Annotated in this window: 1 protein-coding gene; it reads left to right on the top strand. The window is 73.0% G+C overall.

Going from position 1 to position 25,506, the window contains the following annotated elements; genetic code table 11:
- The first annotated feature begins 827 nt into the window (after positions 1-827).
- Complete coding sequence (locus tag OG689_RS34695; RefSeq protein WP_266324968.1) at positions 828-25,505, top strand: SDR family NAD(P)-dependent oxidoreductase; 24,678 nt, start codon at positions 828-830, stop codon at positions 25,503-25,505.
- Position 25,506: the final 1 nt, after the last annotated feature.

Consider the following 25,506-nt stretch of genomic DNA (forward strand, 5'->3'; position numbering starts at 1 on the left):
CAGCACACTACTGAACCAGGAGACATGATGGCGGACGGTTGATCAAGTTCGCTTCCACGACCGAGCGTTGTTGGGACATCTGGCTGATACTGCGTCACGATCGCCCGAAATCAGCGCTCCGATCGGACCGAAACCGATCGGTGGCGGGATTTTTCCGGGCCGGCCGGGTGGGCGATCTTGCGACCGCTGGTCGGTGCACATCGCTTGCATGGAAGGCAAGTTGAGGGTGGGCAGAGTGGCCTGACTGACCGATTTTGTTGCCTCCTGTCCACTCCTCGTCAGCATGCCTCGCCAAGCGTTTACTTGACGATCGGTTAGATCTTGCAGGATTCTGGTTCCGCGAAGGGCATGTCCATGGGTGTCGACAAGGGGGGAGGTCCCTGCATGGCCGGAAGCGGTCACCTCAGGGCCTTGACCCGCAGGACATCATGGAATACCCCTGCCCGTGCCGAGCTGTCCCGGGCCGCCGGCGGACGGAATGCCACCAGTGCGGGCATTCGACAAGCGCAGGTCAGGGCCTGCGCGAAAGAGGACCGCGGCGGCTGGGAGCGCATCAAGGCACGAACCGACACGCAATTCGGCTGATCGTCATCCAAGGACGGGGCGGATTGCGCTGCGCCGAAAGGGCGAGGTCGGGCGAGGTCCTGGCACCGGTCGGCGGGATCCGGCAATGACGCCGGTCCGGTGTGCCTGTTGATCCCTGTCCGGCGTTCCGGCTCCGACATGTGCAATTGATTCTCGATGCCGAGACGCGCCCGCTGCCGTGGCACAGCCACGGCGGCAGTCCGTCACGGCCGGGCCACCGGGATGTCAAGAGGGGTCTTCCCATGCAGAAGAACGACGTTGCCGTCATCGGCATAGCGTGCCGGTTTCCCGGGGCGGAGAGCTATCGCGAGTTCTGGGACAACCTGAAACACGGTCGCTCGCACATCGAGGAAGTCCCCCGAAGCCGTTGGGACTGGAGAAAATACGCTTCGCCGGCCGGCAGACCGGGCGCCGGGGCGGTGCGTACGGGCATCAGCAAATGGGGTGGCTTCCTCACCGATGTGGATGCCTTCGACGCGGCGTTCTTCCATCTCTCCCCGCTGGAGGCGGAGAGCATGGACCCGCAGCAGCGAATCATGCTGGAGCTCGCCTGGACGTGCATCGAGGACGCCGCCGTCCGGCCCGACGCGCTGTCGGGCACCGACGTCGGCGTCTTCCTCGGCTCCTATAATCTGGACTACAAGGAGCTCCAGGAAAGGGAGCTGCGCGAGGTCGCGGCGCACCACTCCACGGGAACCGCGGGTGCGGTCATCGCGAACCGCATCTCCCACTTCTTCGACTTCCGCGGCCCGAGCGTGGCCGTCGACACGGCGTCGTCCGCCTCGCTGCACGCCCTGCACCTGGCCGTCCGGTCGCTGAACCAGGGCGAGTGCGGTGTCGCGCTCGCCGGCGGGATCAACCTGGTGCTGACGCCGGGCCGGAACGTCTCCTTCTCCAAGACCGGGATGCTCTCCCCCACCGGTTCCTGCAAGACCTTCGACGAGCGGGCCGACGGCTACGTCCGCGGGGAGGGCGCGGGCCTGGTCCTGCTCAAGCCGCTCGCCGACGCCGTCCGCGACGGCGACACGATCCACGGCGTCGTCAAGGGCAGCGCCGCCAACCACAGCGGGCGCACCCGCACCCTGACCTACCCCAACGACGAGGCGCAGGCACAGGTCATCGCGGACGCGATCCGCCGGGCGGGGATCTCCCCGGACAGCATCGGCTACGTCGAGGCGCACGGGACGGGCACACCGACCGGCGACCCGGTCGAGATCCAGGGCCTGCTGAAGGGCTTCCGGGCGGCGCGCGGCGCCACGGAGAACGGCGCGGACGACAAGCCCGGCGCGGACGCGGCCGGCGGCGGGCCGGGCCACTGCGGCCTGGGCTCGGTGAAGCCGAACATCGGCCACCTGGAAGCCGCCGCGGGGATCGCCGGATTCATCAAGGTCCTGCTGGCGATGGGCCACCGGCAGCTGCCGGGACTGCACAACTTCCGCGCCCTGAACCCGCGCATCGAGCTGGAGGGCACGCCGTTCCACATCGTCGAATCGCTGCGCCCCTGGAAGCCGCAGCTCTCGGCGGCGGGTGAGCCCCTCCCGCTCCGCTCCGGGGTGAGCTCCTTCGGCTTCGGCGGCACCAATGCGCACGTCGTGCTGGAGGAGGCGCCGCCGCGCCCCGCGGTCACCCCGCAGCCCCGCCCCGGCTACGTGATCTGCCTCTCGGCCCGGACCACCACGGCGCTGGACCGGCGGATCCGCGACCTGGCCGACTGGCTCGACCAGGAGTGGCCCGGCGTCGACCTGACGGACCTCAGCGCCACGCTGCTCCTCGGGCGTGAGCACCTCGACCGTCGGACGGCCCTGGTGGTCCGGAGCGCCGACGAACTCCGGGTGAAGCTCAGGCGCCTGCTGGAGTCCGGCCGGGCCCGCAACTGCTTCCACGACCCGAGCTCCGCCGAGCGGCCGGCCCCGGACGACGCGGAACGGACCGCGGTGCAGCCGGTCCAGGAGGCCGCGGACACCTTCCACCTCGGCGCGGATCTTCCCGCGGACGAGTACACGGAACAGCTCCTGGCGCTGGCCGAGGCCTTCGCGGAGGGGGCCGACGGCCCCTGGGAGGAGCTGTTCCGGAGCGCCGGGGCACGCAGGCTCCGCCTGCCGGCCTACGCGTTCGACCGGCGGCGCTTCTGGATCACCCCGGACGCCGGCGGCGCGCCCGCGCCGGCGGGGCGGGCAGCAGCCGGGCAGCACGTCGCCGGGCACCGGGCAGCCGAGAACGAAGCAGCCGAGAACGAGGCAGCAGGGAACGAAGCAGCAGGGAACGAAGCGGTCGAACACGAAGCGGTCGAGCACGAAGCAGCAGGGAACGAAGCGGCCGGGCCGCGAGCAGTCGGGCACGAGGCACCAGCATCGGACGCGGGCGGAAACGCCCGCCGCGGGGAGTGGGCAGGTTTGGGCGTCGAAGAGAGTGTCGAGGCGGATCTCCGGGCGATCGCCGGCCAGGTCCTGAAGCTCGCGGCGGACGAGATCCACCCGAAGGACCGGCTGACCGACGTCGGGTTCGACTCGGTCGGCAACACGCAGCTGGCCCTGCGGCTGAGCGAGCACTTCGGGATCGACGTCACGCCCGAGCTCTTCTACACCTGGTTCACGCTGGAGATGGTCCGGGACCACCTGGTCCGGGACCACCGCGACGCGGTGCGGCGCACCTACGGGGTCGCCGAGGACACCGGTCCCGTCCTCGCCGGGCCGCCGGCGGCGCGGGCCGCAACCGCCCCCGCCCCCTCGGCCGCCGGCGCGGCCGCCGACGACGCCGTCGCCGTCATCGGGATGAGCGGGCGGTTCCCGCAGGCCAGGACGGTCGACGAGTTCTGGGACCTCCTCGCCGAGGGCCGGGAGGCGATCGGGCGGATACCCGCGGACCGGCTGGAGAGCTGGCGCAGCCCGCTCGACGTGACCGGCGTCCGGGCCGGATGGCTGCCCGGCGCGGCCGAGTTCGACCCGCTGTTCTTCGAGATCTCCCCCAAGGAGGCCGAGACCATGGACCCGCGGCAGCGTCTGCTGCTGCAGGAGTCCTGGCGGGCCCTGGAGGACGCCGGGTACGGGGCCAAGCAGCTCCGCGACAACACCATGGGCATGTTCGTCGGCGCCGAACAGGGCGACTACCAGCGACTCACCGGGGACGAGGAGACTCTCACCTCCGGCCACGACGGCATCCTGGCCGCCCGCCTCGGCTACTTCCTGAACTTCTCGGGCCCGGTCCTCAGCATCAACACCGCCTGCTCGGCCGGCCTGGCGGCGGTGCACCAGGCCTGCCTGAGCCTGCGCAGCGGTGAGTGCGACACCGCGGTCGCGGCCGGCGTCAACCTCCTCTCGACCTCCAAGTTCTTCGAGCACGCCACCCAGGCCGGCATGCTGTCTGAGGACGGCGTCTGCTACGCCTTCGACAAGCGGGCCAACGGCCTGGTGATGGCCGAGGCCGTCGCCGTCGTCGTGCTGAAGCCCCTGTCGAAGGCGGTCGCCGACGGCGACCGGATCCACGCGGTGATCCGGGCCAGCGGCGTCAACTACGACGGCCGGACCAACGGCATCACCGCGCCCAGCGAGCCCGCGCAGGCCGCCCTGCTGGGCAGCGTCTACGAGCGGTTCGGCATCGATCCGGCCGGCATCGACCACGTGGTGGCGCACGGCACCGGCACCCGGCTCGGCGACCCCATCGAGGTCAACGCGCTGGCCGGGGTCTTCGGCCGCTACACCGACAAGAAGCAGTACTGCGCCCTGACCTCGGCCAAGACCAACGTCGGGCACACCCTGGCCGCCTCCGGCGTGGTCAGCCTGATCGGCCTGGTGCAGTCGCTGCGGCACGAGACGCTGCCCGCCAGCCTGCACTGCGAGCAGGAGAGCGACTACATCTACTGGGCGGACAGCCCCTTCTACGTCAACCGGGAGGCGCGGCCCTGGAAGGACGAGCCGGGCCGCAAGCGACTGGGCGCGGTCAGCTCCTTCGGCATCAGCGGCACCAACGCCCACGTCGTGGTGGAGAGTTACGGCGCCGAGCCGGCCGGCCCCGGCTCCGGTGACCGGCCCTCCCACCTGCTCGTGCTCTCCGCCAAGACCGAGGAGGCACTGCGGACCCGCGCCGCGGAGCTGCTCGCCCACCTGCGCGGCGGCGGGGCCGAGGGGACCGGCCTCGACCGGATCAGCGCCACCCTGCTCGGCGGCCGGCACCACTTCGCGCACCGCTGCGCGCTGGTCGCCGCCACCCGGGCCGAGGCCGAGCAGCTGCTCCAGCTGCTCCTCGACGGCAAGAAGGCCCCCCAGCTGTTCCGCGGGGTGGCCGGCCGCGACTTCCGGCCCCAGGTCGCCCTCACCGAGTACGGCAACGAGCTGATCGCCCGCGCCGCGGTCTCGGCCGGGGACCCGGGACGCTACCAGGACGCCGTCCGCGCCCTGGCCGACCTCTACAGCCAGGGCTACGAGCTCGACTGGGAGCAGCTGTTCGGCGACCGGCCGCCGCTGCGCGTCTCACTGCCCGGTTACCCCTTCGCACGCGAGACCTACTGGGCCGAGGCGAAGCCGAACGTCTCGCGTTCCGCCCTGCTGGCGGCCGGTCGGGGCGCCCGCCCGCGCCTGCACCCGCTGCTGGACGGCAACGAATCCACGCTCCATGTACAGCGGTTCGGCAAGCAGCTGTCGAAGGACGAGTTCTTCCTGCGGGACCACGTGGTGGACGGCAAGATCCTGCTCCCGGGCGTCGCCCACATGGAGATGGCCTACACGGCCGCCCGGCTCTCCAGCGGCTCCGAGGCCGTGACGCTCCAGGACATCATCTGGGGCCAGCCGATCGTCCTGGAGGGCGACTCCCGGACGGTCAGCATCGAGCTGAGCCCGCTCAAGCAGGACTCGCTGGAGTACCTCATCCACAGCGAGAGCGACGGGCGGCGGACCGTCTTCTCGCAGGGCCGCGTGAACTACGCCGCCGAGCAGCCCTCGCGGGTGCGGGGCAGCATCGACATCCCCGCCATTCTGGGGCGCTGCACCGGCCGCCAGGAGAACGCGGAGATCTTCGCGAGCTTCCGCGAACTGGGCTTCGGCTACGGCGAGACCTTCCAGGCCATCGAGACGCTGCACTGCGGCGAGACCGAGGCCCTGGCCCGGATCGTGCTCGGCGACGGCCTGGCGGACGAGTTCCCCGAGTTCACCATGCACCCCTCGCTGTTCGACGCCGCGCTCAACACCCTGCGCGGGATCGGCGAGCAGGACGGCGTGCTGAGAATCCCGTTCAGCCTCGAAGAGCTCGTGGTCTTCGCCCCCATCCCGAGCGTCTCCTACTGCCACGCCACGATCCACCGGATCGCCCGCGACGGCGCGGTCAGCGTCAACCTCGCGATCTGCGACGAGAGCGGCGCGGAGTGCGTACGGGCCACCGGCCTCGTCTTCAAGGAGTTCGCGGCCAAGAAGGACGAGGAACTGCACCTCTACGTCCCGCGCTGGACCGAGGCCGCCGAGCAGAGCGCCGGGCAGGAGCCGGACACGGCCGACGGCGCGAAGGGCGTGCTGCTCGTCCTGGACGACGACGAGGCGCGCCCGGCGCGGCTCGCCGCCGGCCACCTCGGCCGGGTGGTCCGGGTGACGGCAGGTCCGGCCTTCGCGGAGCCGTCCCCGGGTGTCTTCACCGTCGACCGCGGCAACGGCGCCGACTTCGACCGGCTGCTGCGCACCCTCGACGAGCGGGGCCAGCTGCCGCACCGGATCGCCGACCTCTGGGCGCTGACGCCCGGCCGGTCCGGGATCACCCTCGGGCTGGAGAGCCTGCGCCACCTGTTCCGGGCCGTCCACCGGGTCGGCGTCGAGCACGAGGTCCGGTACCTGGCGGTGCTGCCGGGCGGGCAGGAGCCGGCCCGTGCGGCGGCGGCCGAGGCGCTCGCCGGGTTCGCACGCGCCATGACGCCCGTCAACCACCTGTTCCGGATGAACACCCTGCAGCTCGACGCGGAGGCCGGCGCCGAGGCGGTCGCCGCCGGCGTGCTGCGGGAGATGCGCCTGGCCGAGGGCCCGACCGCCCGTGGCGGGCACGAGATCCGGTACACCGGGGGCACCCGCTCCGAGCGGGTCCTGCGGCCGTGGAACGGCGGCGGGCAGCCCGCCGCCCCCGCGCTGCCGCTGAAGGAGGGCGGCGTCTACCTGATCAGCGGCGGCGCCGGGGCGCTGGGGCTGCACCTCGCCGGCTACCTCGCCCAGCAGTGCCGGGCCAGGCTCGTCCTGCTCGGCCGCCGGCAGCCCGACGCGGAGCGGAGCGCGAAGCTCGCCGCGCTGGAGGCGGCCGGGGCCGAGGTGCTCTACCTCGCCTGCGACGTCGCCGACCGCGCCGACCTGGGCCGGGCGCTCGCCGCGGCCCGCGAGCGCTTCGGCACGCTGGACGGTGTCTTCCACAGCGCCGGTCTGGTCGGCAGCGCGGGCGTCATGGAGGCCGAACAGGCCGAGTTCGACGCCGTCCTGGCGCCCAAGCTGCACGGCACCGTCCACCTGGACGAGCTGACGCAGCAGGACCCGCTGGACTTCTTCGTCCTCGTCTCGTCCATCGCCGCCTACGTCGGTGACTTCGGGCAGGGCAGTTACGCCGCCGCCAACCGCTTCCTCGACGCCTACGCCCACCAGCGGGAGGCGCAGCGGGCCGAGGGCCTGCGCCACGGCCGGAGCGTCTCGGTCAACTGGCCCTACTGGGACGAGGGCGGGATGCTCGGCGACATCGAGCAGGACGGCACGGCCAAAACGCTGTACTACGACTACTCGGGCATGCGCGGCCTCAGGACCGCCGAGGGCATCCGGGCGCTGCTGAAGATCCTGGTCTCCGGCGAGACCCAGGTGGTGGTGACCAAGGGCGAGCGGGCGAAGATCGAGAAGGTGCTGCGGGTGGCCGGCGCCGACCGGGCCGAGGCGGCCCGTAAGGCCCCGGCGGTGCGGGCGGCCGTGCCCGCCGCGACGGCCCGCCCGTCGGTCCGGGCCCGGGTGACCGTCCCGGTGGGGTCGGTGCCGGTGGTGGGTGGTTCGGAGGAGTTGGTGGGGCGGACGGTCGAGTATTTGAAGGACCGTTTGTCGCAGGTGTTCCGGATTCCGAAGGGGCGGATCGATGCTGCTGCGGAGTTGGGTGAGTACGGTATCGAGTCGATTCAGATCATGGAGTTGATGCGGCTTCTGGGGAAGGATTTCGAGTCGATTCCGGGGACGTTGTTCTTCGAGTACCGGACGATCGACGAGTTGGCGGGGTATTTCGCGGAGAATCAGGCGGAGCGGTTGCGTGAGCTGCTGGGCCTGGGGGAGGCGGTTCCTCCGGCCCCGGTCGGGGTGGTTGTCCCGGTGGGGTCGGTGCCGGTGGTGGGTGGTTCGGAGGAGTTGGTGGGGCGGACGGTCGAGTATTTGAAGGACCGTTTGTCGCAGGTGTTCCGGATTCCGAAGGGGCGGATCGATGCTGCTGCGGAGTTGGGTGAGTACGGTATCGAGTCGATTCAGATCATGGAGTTGATGCGGCTTCTGGGGAAGGATTTCGAGTCGATTCCGGGGACGTTGTTCTTCGAGTACCGGACGATCGACGAGTTGGCGGGGTATTTCGCGGAGAATCAGGCCGAGCGGCTGCGTGAGCTGCTGGACCTGGGGCAGCCCGCCGCCCCGGCCCCGGCCGCCCCCCCGCAGTCGGTCCCGCCCCGGCCCGCTGCCACCGTCCCGGCCACCGCCACCGCCACCGTCGCCCCTGCGGCCACTGCCGTGCCGGCCGTGCAGGAGCGTCCGCAGACCACCGGACGGTCGCGTGACGTGGCCGTCATCGGCATCAGCGGCCGCTACCCGAAGGCCTGGAACCTCGACGAGTTCTGGAAGGTCCTGGAGCGCGGCGACGACTGCATCGAGGAGATCCCGGCGCACCGCTGGGACAAGGACGAGCACTACGCCGCCGAGAAGACGCCCGGCAAGAGCAGCAGCAAGTGGGGCGGATTCATCGAAGGCGCCGAGAACTTCGACGCCCTGTTCTTCAACATGTCCCCGAACCAGGCCGCGCTGACCGACCCGCAGAGCCGCCTCTTCCTCCAGTCCGCCTGGGAGGCGATGGAGGACGCCGGGTACACCCGCAAGACCCTGAGCGCCGACAAGGCCCGCAAGGTCGGCGTGTACCTGGGCATGATGTGGAACGAGTACCAGCTGCTCAGCGGCCAGGAGGTGGTGCTCTCCGACCGCGCCGCGGCCTCCAACGCCGTCTCGTACTTCTTCAACCTGCACGGGCAGAGCCTGACCGTCGACACCGCCTGCTCGTCCTCGCTCTACGCGATCGCGATGGCGGTCGAGAGCATCCGCAACGGCACTGCCACGCTGGCGTTCGCCGGCGGGGCCAACCTCTCGCTGCACCCCAACAAGTACGTGTCGCTGAGCCAGATGAACTTCTTCGCCGCGGACGGGCGCTGCCGCTCCTTCGGCGACGGCGGCACCGGCTACGTTCCCGGCGAGGGCGTCGGCTGCGTCCTGCTCAAGCCGCTCGACCAGGCCGTCGCCGACGGTGACCACATCCACGGCGTGATCCGCGGCGTCGCCACCGTCCACGGCGGCAAGACCAACGGGATGACCGTGCCCAACCCGCTGGCCCAGGCGGAGATGGTCACCGCCGCGCTGGCCGACGCCGGCCTCTCGGCGGAGGACATCAGCTACATCGAGGGCCACGGGACGGGGACCTCGCTCGGCGACCCGATCGAGATCACCGGTCTGACCCGGGCCTTCCGCAAGCACACCGCGAAGAAGCAGTACTGCCCGATCGGGTCGGTCAAGTCGAACATCGGCCACCTGGAGGGCGCGGCCGGCGTCGTCGCCGTCACCAAGGTGCTGCTGCAGATGCGGCACGGGATGCTCGCGCCGTCGCTGCACTCCGAGAAGCTGAACCCCTACATCGACTTCGCGAACACGCCGTTCTACGTCCAGCAGGAGCTGGAGCCCTGGGCCCGCCCCACCCGGACGGTCGACGGCGTGACGCAGGAGCTGCCCCGGATCGCCGGGGTCTCCTCCTTCGGCGCGCACGGCGCCATCGCGCACGTGATCATCGAGGAGTACATCCCGGCGCAGGAGCCTCGCCCGAGCACCGGCCGCACCGCGCAGCCGCAGATCGTCGTGCTGTCGGCGAAGGACGGCGACCGCCTGCGGGAGAAGGCGCAGGCGCTGCTCGCCTGGCTGTCGGAGCAGGGCCGCGACGCCGCCCTGCCGGACATCGCGTACACCCTCCAGGTCGGCCGGGAGGCGATGGAGGAACGGCTCGCCCTGGTGGTCGACAGCCACGACGTGCTGCGCGAGAAGCTCCGGGCCTTCCTGGACGGCGGGCAGGGCGTCGAGGACGTCTTCCACGCCGGTGTGCGCCAACACAGGGACACCGTCGCCCTCCTGGAGGCCGACGAGGAGATGCAGGAGGTGGTGGCCCGCTGGCTGGCGCGCGGCCGGGGCGAGAAGCTGGCCGAGCTCTGGGTCAAGGGCCTGGGCCTCGACTGGGACGCCCTGGCCCGAGGCGCCGAGGTGGGCCGCGTCCCGCTGCCGACGTACCCGTTCGCGCAGGAGCGGCACTGGCTGGAGGCGCCCAGGCCGCTGTCCCTCGGCCGGGCCCCGGTGCAGTCGCCGGCCGTCGTACCGGCCGCCGCAACGCCGGTTGCCGCAGCGGTCGTCGCCGCTTCGGCCGGTGCGCCGGCCGGGACCGTGACGGTCGCCGTGCCCGCGGAGCCGACCCGGTCGCTCGCCTTCGTGGAGGGCTGGGAGCCGCAGGCCCTGGACGGGGCGGCCCGGCCGCTCGGCGGGATCGTCTTCCTCTGCACCGGCGCGGAGCGCCAGGCCGAGATCGCCCGGTCCGTCCGGGCGCTCGACCCCGCCCTGCCGGTGGCCTTCGTCGGCTTCGGCGACGCCTACCGCAAGGTGACCCCGGACAGCTATGAAGTCCGGCGCGGCGAGCCGCAGGACTACCGGGAGGCGTTCCGCGACCTCGCGGCGAACCGGCCCGGCATCGACGCGATCGTCAACCTCCGTGCACTGGAGCCTGGTTCGGAGCCGGCTGACTTCGGCGACGTCGTCCTGACCATTCAGGCGGTGGCCGCGGCCAAGCTCCCCGCACGGCGTCTCGTGCTCGCCGGGGAGTACCGCGACGGCGTCGGGCGTGCGCTGCTGGAGGCGAACATCGGCTTCGAGCGCTCGCTGGGCCTCGTCCTGCCGCAGCTGTCCGTGGTGGTCGTGCTCCAGGACGCCGCCGACCCGCAGCGGCCCGCCACCGCGGCCGCGTGGACCGAGCGGCTGCTCGCCGAGCTGCGCACCGACAAGGCCGTCAGCGTGCTCCACCGCGCCGGCGGACGCTTCGTCAGCCGGGTCCGGCCGGCGGCCCTCGCCGAGCGCCCCGGCGCCCTGCGGCGCGGCGGCACCTACCTGATCACCGGCGGAGCCGGCGGCCTCGGCATGATCGTGGCCCGGCACCTCGCCGAGAACTACGGGGCCGACCTGGTCCTGACCGGGCGCTCCCCGCAGGACCCGGCGCGGCAGGAGAAGCTCGACGTCCTGACCGCCGCCGGCGCCCGGGCCGAGTACGTGCAGGCGGACGTCGCCGACGCGCAGGACATGAAGCGCGTCGTGGAGCGGGCCCGTGAGCGTTTCGGGCCGCTGGACGGCGTCGTCCACGCGGCCGGTGTCCAGGGCGAGGGCAGTGTCCTGCAGAAGGAGCTCAGCGCCTTCGAGCAGATTCTGGAGCCCAAGATCCGGGGCACGCTGGCCCTGGACGAGGCGCTGGCGGGCGAGAAGCTCGACTTCGTCTGCTACTTCTCCTCCACCTCGGCCGTCATCGGCGACTTCGGCACCTGCGACTACGCGGTCGGCAACCGGTTCCAGATGGCCTACGCCGCCCACCGCGACGCGCGGGTGAAGGCCGGGCAGCTCTCCGGCCGGACGGTCGTCGTCAACTGGCCGCTGTGGCGCGAGGGAGGGATGGGCTTCGACCAGGACACCACCACGATGCTCCTGCGGTCGAGCGGCCAGGACTTCCTGGAGACGCAGGACGGCATCGCGCTGTTCGAGCAGCTGCTCGCCCAGGAAGCCTCCCAGCACATGATCCTGGTCGGGAGGCCGAGCCGGGTGGTCCGCTTCCTCGGCCTGACGCAGCCACAGTCGCAGCCGGCAACCGCCCCGGCGCCGCCGGTCGCTTCGGCGGTGAGCCTCGACGAGGGCCTGGACCGGGACCTGCGGGAGATCGTCAGCGGGGCCGTCAACATCGCCCTCGAGAAGATCTACGAGGACGACAACCTCGCCGACTACGGCTTCGACTCGGTCAGCCTGGCCGAGCTGGCCGCCCGGCTCGGCGCCCACTACGGCGTCGAGGTGTCGCCCTCGCTCTTCTACAGCCACTCCACGCTGCGCAAGCTCAGGGGCTGGTTCGCGGCCGAGCACCGGGACGTCCTCGGCGCGTTCTACGGCGGCGGCGCTTCTGACGCCGCCGAGCCCGCCGCCTCGCCCGCCGCCTCGCCCGCCGCCGAGGTGGCGGAGCCGGACTGGTTCCGGGAGGCGGTGGACCGGGCCGCGCCCGAGCCCACCCCGGTCGCCCGACCCACCCCGGCCGTCGAACCCGCCCGGGCCGCCGAAGCCGTTGCCGTCGCCGAGGCCGCCGCGGCCGGCACCCGGCCGGAGCCCGCGGCCCCGGCCCCGTCCCCGGCCGGACAGGGCGCGGACGACGACGCCATCGCCGTCATCGGCATGAGCGGGCGCTTCCCCGGGGCGGACGACGTCGACCAGCTGTGGTCCGTCCTCGCCGAGGGCCGCGACACCGTGACCCCGATCGGCCGCGACCGGCTCGCGCTCTGGGGCGAGCCCGAGGACAGCCGGTTCGGCGCGTTCCGGGTCGGCCAGCTGTCCGCCCCGGACGAGTTCGACCCGCTGTTCTTCGAGATCTCCCCCAAGGAGGCGCAGAGCCTCGACCCGCGCCAGCGGCTGCTCCTCCAGGAGTCGTGGCGGGCGCTGGAGGACGCGGGCTGGAAGCCCGCGGAAACCCGCAAGGTCGGCATGTTCGTGGGCGTCGAGCAGGGCGACTACGGTGACCTCGCCCGCGGCGCCGGCAGCATCACCGCCAACCACGACGGCATCCTCGCCGCCCGGCTCTCCTACTTCCTGGACCTCACCGGCCCGGTGATGGCCCTCAACACGGCCTGCTCCTCCGGGCTCGTCGCCGCCCACCAGGCGTGCGCGAGCATCCGCAACGGCGAGTGCGAGACCGCCCTGGCCGCCGGCGTCAGCCTGATCACCACCCCGCAGCTGCTGGACGGCACCCAGCAGGCCGGCATGCTCTCCGAGGACGGCGTCTGCTACGCGTTCGACAAGCGCGCCAACGGGATGGTGCTCAGCGAGGCCGTCGCCGTCGTCGTCCTGAAGAAGCTCTCCGCCGCCGTCGCCGACGGGGACCGGATCCACGCCGTCATCCGCGCCAGCGGCATCAACTACGACGGCCGTTCCAACGGCATCACCGCCCCCAACGGCGACGCCCAGACCGAGCTGCTGCGCTCCGTCCACCGGCAGTACGGGGTGGACCCGGCGGACATCGAGTACGTGGTCGCGCACGGCACCGGCACCCGGCTCGGGGACCCGGTCGAGATCAACGCGCTCAACGACGCCTTCAAGGGCCTCACCGACAAGCAGCAGTACTGCGCCCTGACGTCCGTCAAGTCGAACGTCGGGCACACCCTCGCCGCCTCCGGCCTCGTCAGCCTCATCGCGCTCGTCCAGGCCATGCGCCACGAGACGATCCCGGCGAGCCTGCACTGCGAGCAGGAGAGCGAGTACATCACCTGGAAGAACAGTCCGTTCTTCGTCAACAAGGCGAACCGGGCGTGGCCCGAGCGCGCCGGACGAAAGCGCCTCGCGGCCGTCAGCTCGTTCGGGATGAGCGGGACCAACGCACACATGGTTGTGGAGAGTTATCCGGTGCGACACGAGGACGAGGCCGCGACGGCGCCCGCCCACCTGCTGGCCCTGTCGGCCAAGTCCGAGGAGTCGCTGCGCCAGCGCGTCGCCGACCTGATCGACTTCCTGGAGGACGCCACCCGCCCGCAGGGCCTGCGCGAGAGCGCCGCGACCCTGCTCGACGGCCGGCCGCACTTCCAGCACCGCTGCGCCGTGGTGGCCCGCGACGCCGCCGAGGCCGCCCGCCTGCTGCGGCAGTGGGCCCGGGACGGACAGGCGCCCGACGTCTTCACCGCGCGGGTGCCGAAGGGCTTCGCGGCCAAGGAGGAGGTCCGCGAGGCCGGCAACCGGCTGCTGGAGCACGCGGCCCGGCTGCACCACGACGCCGCGCTCCACACCGACGCGCTGCGCGCCGCCGCCAAGGCCTACTGCCAGGGGAACGACCTCGACTGGCTGCGGCTGTTCGGCGGCCGGCGCCCGGCCCCGGTCTCGCTGCCCGGCTACCCCTTCGCCAGGAAGCAGCTGTGGCAGGGCGTCGCACGGCCGGCGGCCGGCGCGGCCGGCCACCCGCTGCTGCAGCGCGCCGCCGAGCCCGGCCGGCCGGCCGGTACGACCCTCACCGGCCGGGAGTTCTTCCTGCGCGACCACGTGGTCGGCGGGGAGAAGATCCTCCCCGGGGTGGCCCACCTGGAGCTGGCCCGGGCCGCCCACGCCGCCGACCGGGCGGAGCGGGGCGGGCCGGCGGGCACCGTCTCGATCCGGGACGTCGTCTGGATGCGGCCGGTCAAGGTCGGTGACACCCCGTCGGACGTCCGGGTCGAGCTGGAACCGGACAGCACCGGCGTGCGCTACCGGATCCTCGCCCCGGTCGTCGGCGCGCAGCCGGCCGTGCACAGCCAGGGCCGCGTCGTGGTCACCGACACCCCGCGGCCGGCCCCGCTGGACCTGGCCCGACTGCGGGCCGAGTGCGGCTCCTTCGAGATCGCCGCCGCCGAGGCCTACGCCTCGTACCGGCGCAAGGGGATCGCGTACGGGCCGGCCTTCCAGGGCCTGGTGCGGATGTTCGCCGGAGACGGGCAGGTGCTCGCCGAGCTGGCGCTGCCGGCTGCGGCGGAGCACGGACTCGACCGCTTCGTGCTGCACCCCAGCCTGCTCGACGCCGCACTGCAGGCCTCCATCGGCCTGCTGGACGCCACCGACGGCGCCCACCTGCCGTACGCGCTGGAGGAGTTGGAGATCCTCGGGCCCGGCGCGCCGACCATGTGGGCGTGGCTTCGGCGCAGCGAGCGGGCGACCGCGCAGGGCGGCGACAAGCTCGACATCGACCTGTGCGACGCGCAGGGCAACGTGAGCGTGCGGATCAGGGCGTTCAGTACCCGCCCGGTGCGGCGCGACGCCGCGACGCCGCCCGCCCCGGCGCCGTCCGCCGTGACGGCCGCCGCCGGGCGGCTGACCGTGCTGAAGCCGGTCTGGGAGCAGGCGCAGCAGCCGTTCCCGCCGGCCGTGCAGCGCGGCCCGGGCGGGCGGATCCTGCTCGTCGGCGACCAGCCCGAGGCCCTGGGCTCGGTCCTCGCCGGGCAGGAGGGCGTCGAAGTCCTGCTGCTGCGGGCGGGCGACACCGTCGAAGGCCTCCAGGCCCGGCTGGCGCGCGGCGGCGCGGCCTACGACCACGTGGTCTGGGTCGCGGGCGGCGCCGCGCCGGTGGGGCCGGAGAGCGACGCCCTGGTGGAGCGGCAGGAGGAGGGCGCGTACGCCGGCTTCCGGCTGGCCAAGGCGCTGCTCGCGCTCGGCTACGAGAAGCGGGCGCTGGAGTGGACCGCCGTGACGGTCCGCAGCCAGTTCGTCGGCGACGCCGACCAGGTCGACCCGACCCACGCCGGCGTCCACGGCCTGCTGGGCTCGCTGGCGAAGGAGAACCCGCGCTGGCGGGTGCGTCTCGCCGACGTCGAGGAGCTGCGCGACGCCGTCCTGCGGGAGGCACTCGACCTCCCGACCGAGCCGGTGGCCGCCACCTGGGCGCACCGCGGCGGCGCCTGGTACCGGCAGACCCTGGTGCCCGTGCCGGCCGACGAGGCCGTCCGCGAGGACACCACGGCGTACAAGCACGGCGGCGTCTACGTGGTCGTCGGCGGCGCGGGCGGCCTCGGGGCGGCCTGGACCGAGCACGTCGTGCGCACCTACCAGGCGCAGGTGGTCTGGATCGGCCGCCGCCCCGAGGACGAGGCGATCCGGGCCCGGATCGCCGAGCTGGCCCTGCTGGGGCCCGCGCCCTGGTACCTCCAGGCCGACGCCACCGACCGGGACTCGCTGGCGGCCGCCGTCGCGCAGGTCAAGGCGCGCTTCCCGCAGATCCACGGTGTCGTGCACTCCGCCATCGCCCTGCTCGACCGGAGCGTGGCGCGGATGACCGAGGAGCGCTTCCGGGCCGCCGTCCGGGCCAAGGTGGACGTCAGCGTCCGGATGGCCCAGGTCTTCGCCGGCGAGCCGCTGGACTTCGTGCTGTTCTTCTCCTCGCTCAACTCCTTCCAGCGCTCCGCCGGGCAGAGCAACTACGTCTGCGGCTGCGTCTTCAAGGACGCCTTCGCCCGGCTCCTCGGACAGACCTGGCCGGCCACCGTGAAGGTGATGAACTGGGGCTACTGGGGCAGCGTCGGCGTCGTCGCCGCGGACGCCTACCAGCGGCGGATGGAGCTGGACGGCATCGGCTCCATCGAGCCCGCCGAGGGCATGGCGGCGCTGGACGCGCTGCTCTCCGGCCCGTTCGACCAGCTCGCCGTCGAGAAGACCACGACCCTGAGGCGCGCCGGGCAGCCGGCGGCCGGTGTCCCCGATGCTTCCGCCGCCGGTGTCTCCGGCGCCGCAGGTCGGCCGCGGGCCGCCGACGAGCGCCAGCTGCGGCGCGTCCTCGCCGACTCCGGCAGCGCCCGGGGCTTCGACGACGACCTGCTCTGCGAGCTCCTGTTCACCCAGCTGCGGGCGATCGGGCTGAAGGCCGCGGGCGGCTCCGTCGCCGAGCTCCGGGCCGCCCTGAAGCCCGGTGGCGGCTACGACCGCTGGCTCGACGAGAGCCTGCGCATCCTGGCCGGCCACGGCTACCTGGAGTACCGCGAGCACGGCGCCGGGACCTACACGCCGACCGCGAAGGCCCCGGCCGACGGTGACGCCGTGTGGCGCCGCTGGGACGCGCTGCGCCAGGGGAGCACCGGCGCCGGCGCCTACCTCGACCTGCTGGATCCGGCGATCCGCGCGTTCCCGGAGGTCCTCACCGGCCGCCGGCCGGCGACCGACGTCATCTTCCCCGCCTCCTCGATGGCCCTGGTCGAGGGCGTCTACCGGCACTGCGACAGCGCCGACGCCCTCAACGAGATCATGGCGGACCAGGTCGCGGCCCGGGTCGCGGACCTGCTCGACCGGGACCCGGCCCGCCGGGTGCGGATCTTCGAGATCGGCTCCGGCACCGGCGGCACCAGCGAGAAGGTGCTGCGCCGGCTCGCCCCGTACCGCGACGGCATCGCCGAGTACCGCTACACCGACCTGTCGAAGTACTTCCTGCTCAAGGGGCAGAAGGAGTTCGGCGCCGAGCACCCGTACGTGCGGTTCGACCTCTTCGACGTGGAGCGCGCCCCCGCCGCCCAGGGCATGACCGAGGGCGGCTACGACATCGTGCTCGCCACCAACGTCCTGCACGCCACCCGCGACGTGCGGGCGGCCGTCCGGCACGCCAAGGCGCTGCTGGGCGCCGAGGGCGAGCTCCTGCTCAACGAGATGGCCGCGCGCACGCTGTTCCTGCACCTGACCTTCGGCCTGCTCGACGGCTGGTGGCTCTACCGGGACGCCGACCTGCGGATCGAGGGCTGCCCGGGCCTGGCGCCCGAGAGCTGGCGGACGGTGCTGGCGGAGGAGGGCTTCGGGCCCGTCGCCTTCCCGGCCGCCGCGGTGCACGAGGCGGGGCACCAGATCGTCGTGGCCCGGGCCGGCGCCGCAGCGGCCGCGCAGGCCGCGGTCGCCACCGCGCCCGCCGCCGCCGCAGCCGTCGCTTCCGTCGCTTCCGTCACTACCGCCACTGCGGTCACTGCCGTCGCCGGCGTGCCGCTCGCGAGCGAGGGCGAGGTGCGGGCGCAGGTGCAGCGCACGATCGTCACCCGGATCCGGACCTCGCTGGGGCTGTCCGCGAGCGAGATCCACGACGAGGACGCGTTCGCCGACTACGGCGTGGACTCCATCCTCGGGGTGCAGCTGATCCAGGACCTCAACGAAGTCCTGGGCGGTGTGCTGGTCACCACGGACCTGTTCGACCACAGCTCGGTGCGCGCGCTGGCGGCGTACGTGGCCGACGCCTTCCCGGAGCAGGCGCGCGCGCTGCTGGCCCCGGTCGCGGCCCCGGCCGACCTCACGGTCGCGGCCCCTGCCCCTGCCGCTGCCCCCGCCGACGTCACGGCCCCGGCCGGCGTCCTCGACGGCGCGGCCGCCGAGGCGCGCGTCCGGGCGGCGATCGTCACGCAGATCGAGCAGTCCCTCGGCCTGGACCGCCGCGAGATCTCCGAGGAGGACGCGTTCGCCGACTACGGCGTCGACTCCATCCTCGGCGTCGGACTGACACAGGATCTGAACGCCGCCCTCGGCATCACGCTGGCGGCCACCGACCTGTTCGACCACAGCTCGGTGCGGGCGCTGGCCCGGTACGTGGTGGAGCACCACCGCGACGAGCTGGCCGCCGCCCTCACCGTGGGGCCCGCGCCCGCCGTCCCGGCTACGGCCGTCCCCGTGGTCCTCCCCGCGGTCGTCGCCCCCGCACCGGTCGTGGTGACCACCGTGATCCCCGCTCGCGAAGCTCCCGCCCCGGCCGCCGCCGCACCGGAAGCCACCGCGCCGGCCGTCCCCGCCGCGGACCCGTCCACCGAGCCGATCGCGATCATCGGCCTGAGCGGGAGGTTCGGCACCGCGAAGGACGTCCACCAGCTCTGGCAGCACCTCGCCGCCGGTCGCGGCCTGGTCGGCGAGATCGACCGCTGGGACCTCTCGACGTACGTGTCGCCGGGCGCCGGCCACCCCCGGTACGCCTCGCTCATGGACGACATCGACCTCTTCGACCCGATGTTCTTCCAGATATCCGGCCTCGAGGCCACCTACATGGATCCGCAGCAGCGCCTGACGCTGGAGGAGTCCTGGAAGGCGCTGGAGGACGCCGGCTACGCCGGTGAGGCGGTCCACGGCCGGGCCTGCGGCGTCTACATCGGCACCCAGATCAGCGACTACCTGACCGCGCCCGCCGAGGACGCCCCGGCCCAGGCCATGTGGGGCAACGCCGAGGCGATCATCCCGGCCCGGATCTCCTACTACCTCGACCTCCAGGGCCCCGCCATCGCCGTCGACACGGCCTGCTCCGGCTCGCTGGTCGCCGTCCACCTCGCGTGCCAGGCGCTGCGCGCCGGCGAGGTGGAGCTGGCGCTGGCCGGCGGGGTCTCGGTGCAGTGCGCCCCCGACTACTACCTGGCCGCGCACAAGGCGGGCATGCTCTCCGACACCGGGCAGTGCCACACCTTCGACGAGCGGGCGGACGGCTTCGTCCCGGGCGAGGGCGTCGGCATGGTGGTGCTCAAGCGGCTGAGCGACGCCCTCGCCGACGGCGACCACATCCACGGTGTGGTGCGCGCCTCGGGCCTGAACCAGGACGGCACGTCCAACGGCATCACCGCGCCGAGCGCCAAGTCGCAGGAACGGCTGGAGCGTACGGTCTACGACACCTTCGGGATCGACCCGGCCGACATCCAGCTGGTCGAGGCCCACGGCACCGGTACCAAGCTCGGCGACCCGATCGAGTTCCAGGCGCTGAGCCGGGCCTTCCGCCACTACACCGACAGGGCGGAGTACTGCGCGATCGGCTCGGTGAAGACCAACATCGGGCACGCGGCACCGGCCTCCGGCGTCGCCGGCCTCGCCAAGATCCTGCTCGCCATGCGCCACCGCGAGCTGCCGCGCTCCCTGCACTTCGAGCAGGGCAACGCCCACATCGCCTTCCGCGGCAGCCCGTTCTACGTGAACACCGTCCACCGCGACTGGCCGGCCGAGGCGGGCCGCCCGCGGCTGGCCGCCCTCAGTTCGTTCGGCTTCAGCGGCACCAACGCCCACCTGGTGATCGAGGAGGCCCCCGCGCCCCGCCGCGCCGCACCGGCCGTCACCGGCCACCTGGTGGTGCTCTCCGCCCTCTCCCGTGACCAACTACACACCCAGGCATCCCAGTTGCTGGACCACCTGGACGGCAACCCGGGCGTCGAACTGGGCGATGTCGCGCTGACCCTGCTGCTGGGCCGCCGGCACTGCCCGGTCCGCCTGGCCTGTGTCGCCCGCGACAGCGTCGAACTGGCCGCGCGGCTGCGCGAGTGGCTCGCGGACGGCCGCGAGGAGCACGTGCGCGTCGCCGACCTGGCGGAGCACGCGCCGCGCCCGCAGACCTCCCTGGAGCAGTTCGGCAACAGCTGCATCCGTGGCTGCGCCGAGGGCGCCGCCGGGACGGCCCGGACGGAGCAGCTGGAGGCCGTGCGCGACCTGTACCTCCAGGGCTACGAGCTGGAGTACGCGCGGCTCTTCGCCGCCGGCGGGTACCTGCGCGTGCCGCTGCCCACCTACCCCTTCCTGCGGCAGCGCTACTGGCTGCCCGAGGAGGACCGGTCGCAGCGCCCGGCCGCCGCCGCCCCGGCCCTGACCGCCGCGGCCCCGGCCGCCATCGCCGGGCGCCCCGCCGGGCCGCAGGACCCCGACCACCTGTCACTGGTGCCGCTCTGGGTCCGTGAGCCCGCCCCCGGGCAGACGTCGGCGCAGGCCGCCGGCCCTGCCCTGGACGGCAACGTGGTGGTCGTCGGGGGAGACGCCGCCGAGCACGCGGCCGTCGCCGCCCGCTGCGCCGCGCCGCACTTCCTCACCGCCGCCGACACCCGGAGCGTCGAGGCGCTCACCGCTGCGCTGCGCCGCGTCGGCACCGTCCGGCACCTGGTCTGGATCTCGCCCGCCGAGGACGGTGTCCCGGCGGCCCGCGACGGCGCCGGTGCCACCGAGCTGCTCCGGCGCACCGACGCCGGCGTGGTCACCTTCTTCCGCCTGACCAAGGCCCTTTTCGCGCTGGGCTACGGCAGCGAGGAGCTCAGCTGGACCGTGGTGACCCGGCAGACCCAGTCCGTGCTCCCGGGCGAGACGGTGCACCCCGCCGACGCGGCCGTGCTCGGACTGGCCGGCGTGATGGCGAAGGAACTGCCCGACTGGGCCGTGAAGTCCTTCGACGTCGGCGCGGCCGGGCCGGCCCCGATCGCCGACCTGCTCGGCGCTCCGGCGCGGACGGTACGGGCCCTGCGGGGCGGGCAGTGGTTCCGCCGCAGCCTGGCCACCGCGGAGCTGCCCGCGCCGGCCCGGACCCCGTACAAGGAGGGCGGCGTCTACGTCGTCCTCGGCGGAGCCGGCGGTATCGGCGAGCTGTGGAGCGAGGACGTCGTCCGGCGTTTCGGCGCCCAGGTGGTCTGGATCGGCCGCCGGGAGCAGGACGACGCCGTCCAGCGGAAGATCGACCGGCTGGCCGCCCTGGGCCCCGCGCCCTGGTACGTCCCCGCGGACGCGGCCGACCCGGAGTCCCTGCGGGCGGCGTACGCGAAGGTCAAGGAGCGGTTCGGCATCGTCCACGGCGTGGTCCAGTCGGTCTTCGGCCTGGTGGACCAGAGCCTGCCCAACACCAGCGAGGAGCAGTTCCGCCAGGGCCTGAGCGCCAAGGTCGACGCGAGCGTGCGGATGGCCGAGGTGTTCGATGCCGAGGGGCTCGACTTCCTGCTCTACTTCTCCTCGATCGCCTCGATCAACCAGACGATGGGCTACTGCAGTTACGTGGCCGGCAACGCCTTCGAGGACGCCCTCGCCGAGCGCCTGTCGGCCGAGCGCGGCTACGCGGTCAAGGTGGTCAACTGGGGCTACTGGGGTGCCGTCGGCAGCGGCCTCGACGTCCCGCAGCACGTCCGGGAGCGGATCTACCAGCAGGAGGGCCTGGGCGACATCGACCCGGCGCTCGCGATGGACGCGGTCGAGCGGCTGCTGGCCGCCCCGCTCGGGCAGCTGGTCTACGTCAACACCCGCAAGCCGGAGCGGTTCGAGGCCTACGCGGACCACGAGTCCGTCCGGGTGTTGAGCCCGGCGGCCGCGCCGGCCGGCCCGATCACTCCCGAACTCCCTTCGCGCCAGGCCGCGTTGCAGACCGTCGAGACGCAGGCGAAGGACAAGCTCCGGGAGCTGGACGCGCTGCTCGCCAAGCTGCTCTGGTGCGAGCTGCACGGCCGCGGCTGGTTCGCCGGCGGGGACTTCGACGCCGCCTCCTTCCAGCAGGCCACCGGGATCATCGGCAAGTACGACCGCTGGCTCCAGGAGACCCTCGAGCTCTTCGTGCAGCACGGCCACCTCGTCAGGACCGGCACCGGCTCCGACACCCGCACCGGCTACCGCGCCGCAGCGGTGAGCCCGCTCGACCCGGCCGCCACCGCGGCCGAGTGGGAGCGCAACAAGCGGGCGTGGCTGGCCGACCCGGAGCTGCGGGCCTCGGTCGACCTGGTCGACAAGACCCTCCGCGCCCTGACCGGCATCCTCACCGGGGCGACCTCCGCGGTCGACGTCATCTTCCCCGGCTCCTCCCTGGACCTGGTGGAGGGCATCTACAAGCGGAACATGATCGCCGACTACTTCAACGACGTCGTCGGCGACTGCACCGTCGCCCTGGTCGAGCGCCGGCTGGCGGAGAACCCGGGCGCGAAGTTCCGCATCCTGGAGGTCGGCGCCGGCACCGGCGGCACCACCGCCACGGTCATGCGCCGGCTGCGCCCGTACGCCGAGCACATCGGCGAGTACTGCTACACCGACCTCTCCCGGGCCTTCCTCATCCACGGCGAGCAGCAGTGGGGCGCCGAGAACCCGTTCCTGCGCTCCCAGCTGTACGACGCCGGACGCCCGGTGGCGGGGCAGGGGTTCGAGGAGGGCGGGTACGACCTCGTCATCGCGACCAACGTGCTCCACGCGACCAAGGACATCCGGGTCTCGCTGCGCAACAGCAAGGCCCTGCTGCGGCCCGGCGGCGCCGTCGTGGTGAACGAGATCGACGGCTACACCGTGTTCGGCATGCTGACCTTCGCCCTCCTGGACGGCTGGTGGCTGTACGACGACCCGGAGCTGCGGGACGCCGGCGGTCCGGGGCTGGAGCCGCGGATGTGGCAGTCCGTCCTGGAGTGGGAGGGCTTCGCGGCCGTCGAGTTCCCCGCGCGGGACGCGCACCCGCTCGGCCAGCAGGTCGTCGTGGCCTTCAGCGACGGCGTGATCCGCCAGGCCGACGGCAACGAGCCGCCGGCCCCGGCCGGGGCGCGGTCCGCGGCGCCGCGGCCGGTGGCGGCCACCGCACCGCAGGTCACCGCACCTGAGGCCACCGCTCCGCAGATCACCGTTTCGCAGGCCACCGCTCCGCAGGCGCCGGAGGTCACCGCTCCGCAGCCCGTGCGGGTGGACCCGGCGGCGTTCAGGGACGCTATGCGCACCTACCTCAGGGAGCTGATCGCGCGGACCCTGCTGATCCCGGCGGAGTCCATCGACGTCCGGGAGGCGCTGTCGGCCTACGGCATCGACTCGATTCTCATCCTCCAGCTCCTCAACAACCTCAAGAAGGACCTGGGGGAGGTGAGCAGCACGCTCTTCTTCGAGTACCGCACCGTCGAGGGGCTCACCGAGCACTTCGCCGAGCGTCAGGACGAGGCCCTGGAGCGGGCGGTCGGCCTCGCGCCGGCCGCCACCCCGGTCGCCGTGCCCGTGCAGGCCGCTGCGCCCGCCCCGGTCGCCGTGGTCGCCCCGGTCGCCGCGCCCGTGCAGGCCGCCCCGGTCGTCCCGGTGACGACGCCTGCCCCGGTGGTGACGGCCGCACCGGTACGCCCCGCCGCCGCGCCGGCCCGTACCGGTGACATCGCGATCGTCGGGATGAGCGCCCGCTTCCCGCAGGCCGAGACGCTGGACGCGTACTGGGAGAACCTGCGGTCCGGGCGGAACTCCGTCACCGAGATCCCCGCCGACCGCTGGCCGCTCGACGGGTTCTTCGAGCCCGACAAGGAGAAGGCCGCCGCGGAGGGCAAGAGCTACAGCAAGTGGGGCGGCTTCCTCGACGGCTTCGCCGACTTCGACCCGCTGTTCTTCGAGATGACGCCCAACGAGGCGCTGGAGATCGACCCGCAGGAGCGGCTGTTCCTCCAGGAGACCTGGAAGGCCTTCGAGGACGCGGGCTACACGCGGGCCCGCATCGAGGAGGAGTTCGACGGCGAGGTCGGTGTCTTCGTGGGCATCACGCGCGCCGGGCACAACCTCTACGGGCCCGAGCGGTGGCGCCGCGGCGACACCACGTACCCGTACACCTCCTTCGGGTCGGCGGCCAACCGCGTCTCGTTCAAGCTGAACCTCAACGGCCCGAGCATGCCGGTCGACACGCTCTGCTCCTCGTCCCTGACCGCGCTCCACGAGGCGTGCGAGCACCTGCTCCGCGGTGACTGCCGGCTGGCCGTGACCGGCGGGGTGAACCTCTACCTGCACCCGTCGAGCTACCTCAACCTGTGCAACCTCCAGATGCTGGCGGACGAGGAGAAGTGCCGCAGCTTCGGGCTCGGCGGCAACGGCTTCGTCCCCGGCGAGGGCGTCGGCGCGATCGTGCTCAAACGGCTGGAGGACGCGGAGCGGGACGGCGACCACATCCACGCCGTCATCCGGGGCACCAGCATCAACCACGGCGGGACCACCAACGGCTACACCGTGCCGAACCCGGTGGCGCAGGGCAAGGTCGTGCGCCAGGCGCTCGACCGGGCCGGCGTCGACGCGCGCACGATCAGCTACGTCGAGGCCCACGGCACCGGCACCGCGCTGGGCGACCCGATCGAGATCAACGGCCTGACCAGGGCGTTCTCCGGCGACACTCGGGACGTCCAGTACTGCGCGATCGGCTCGGCCAAGAGCAACATCGGCCACGCCGAGGCCGCGGCCGGCATCGCGGGCGTGCTGAAGGTGGTGCTCCAGCTCCAGCACGGCGAGCTGGCCCCGAGCCTGCACGCCGAGGCGCTCAATCCGCACATCGACTTCGACGCGACGCCGTTCGTGCTCCAGCGGGAGCAGGCGGAGTGGAAGCGTCCGGTCGTCACCCTGGACGGCGTCACCGCCGAGGTGCCACGCCGGGCCGGCGTCTCGTCCTTCGGGGCGGGTGGCGCCAACGCCCATGTGGTGATCGAGGAGTACGTCCGGAACGAGCCGGCCGCCGAGGGCGCGCCGGCCGGGGGCCCCGCCCTCGTCGTCCTCTCCGCCAAGGACGAGGAGCGGCTGCGGGAGCAGGCCGCCGCACTGCTGCGCTGGCTGCCGGCCGGGGAACGGCGCGGGGTGTCCGTCACCGATGTCGCCCACACGCTGCAGACCGGCCGCGAGGCCATGCCCGAGCGGCTGGGCACGGTCGTCGGCTCCCTCGGCGAGCTGCGGGAGCGGTTGCAGGGCTTCCTGGACCGCCCGGAGCGGACCGAGGGGCTGCACCGCGGCCGGGTGAAGCGCCAGGACCGGGCACTGTCCGCGCTCACCGCCGACGAGGACATGGGCGCGATCCTCGAAGCCTGGATCGCCAAGGGGAAGTACGCCAAGGTGCTGGACCTCTGGGTGAACGGCTTCGAATTCGACTGGGGCAGCCTCCACCCGGGGCGCACGGCCCGGGTCGTCCCGCTGCCCACGTACCCCTTCGCCCGCGAGCGGTACTGGATCGCGGAGAATCCGGTCGACTGCTCTGACGTCAACGGCCCTGGCGTCGACGGCCACGAGTTCGACGGCCCCGGTGCCGCCGGTCCCGGGGGCGGGACGGACGCAGCGGCGGCCGGGCTGCCGGACGCGCTGCTCGACGACGTCATCGACAGCTACCTGAGCGACTCCCTCGGACTGGAAGCCGCCGCAGAGCACATCCGCCGGTCGTTCGACGACGCCGGCCGCACCACGGACAACGGGGGTCGCTGAC

Source organism: Kitasatospora sp. NBC_00240 (assembly GCF_026342405.1).
Lineage (GTDB): Bacteria > Actinomycetota > Actinomycetes > Streptomycetales > Streptomycetaceae > Kitasatospora.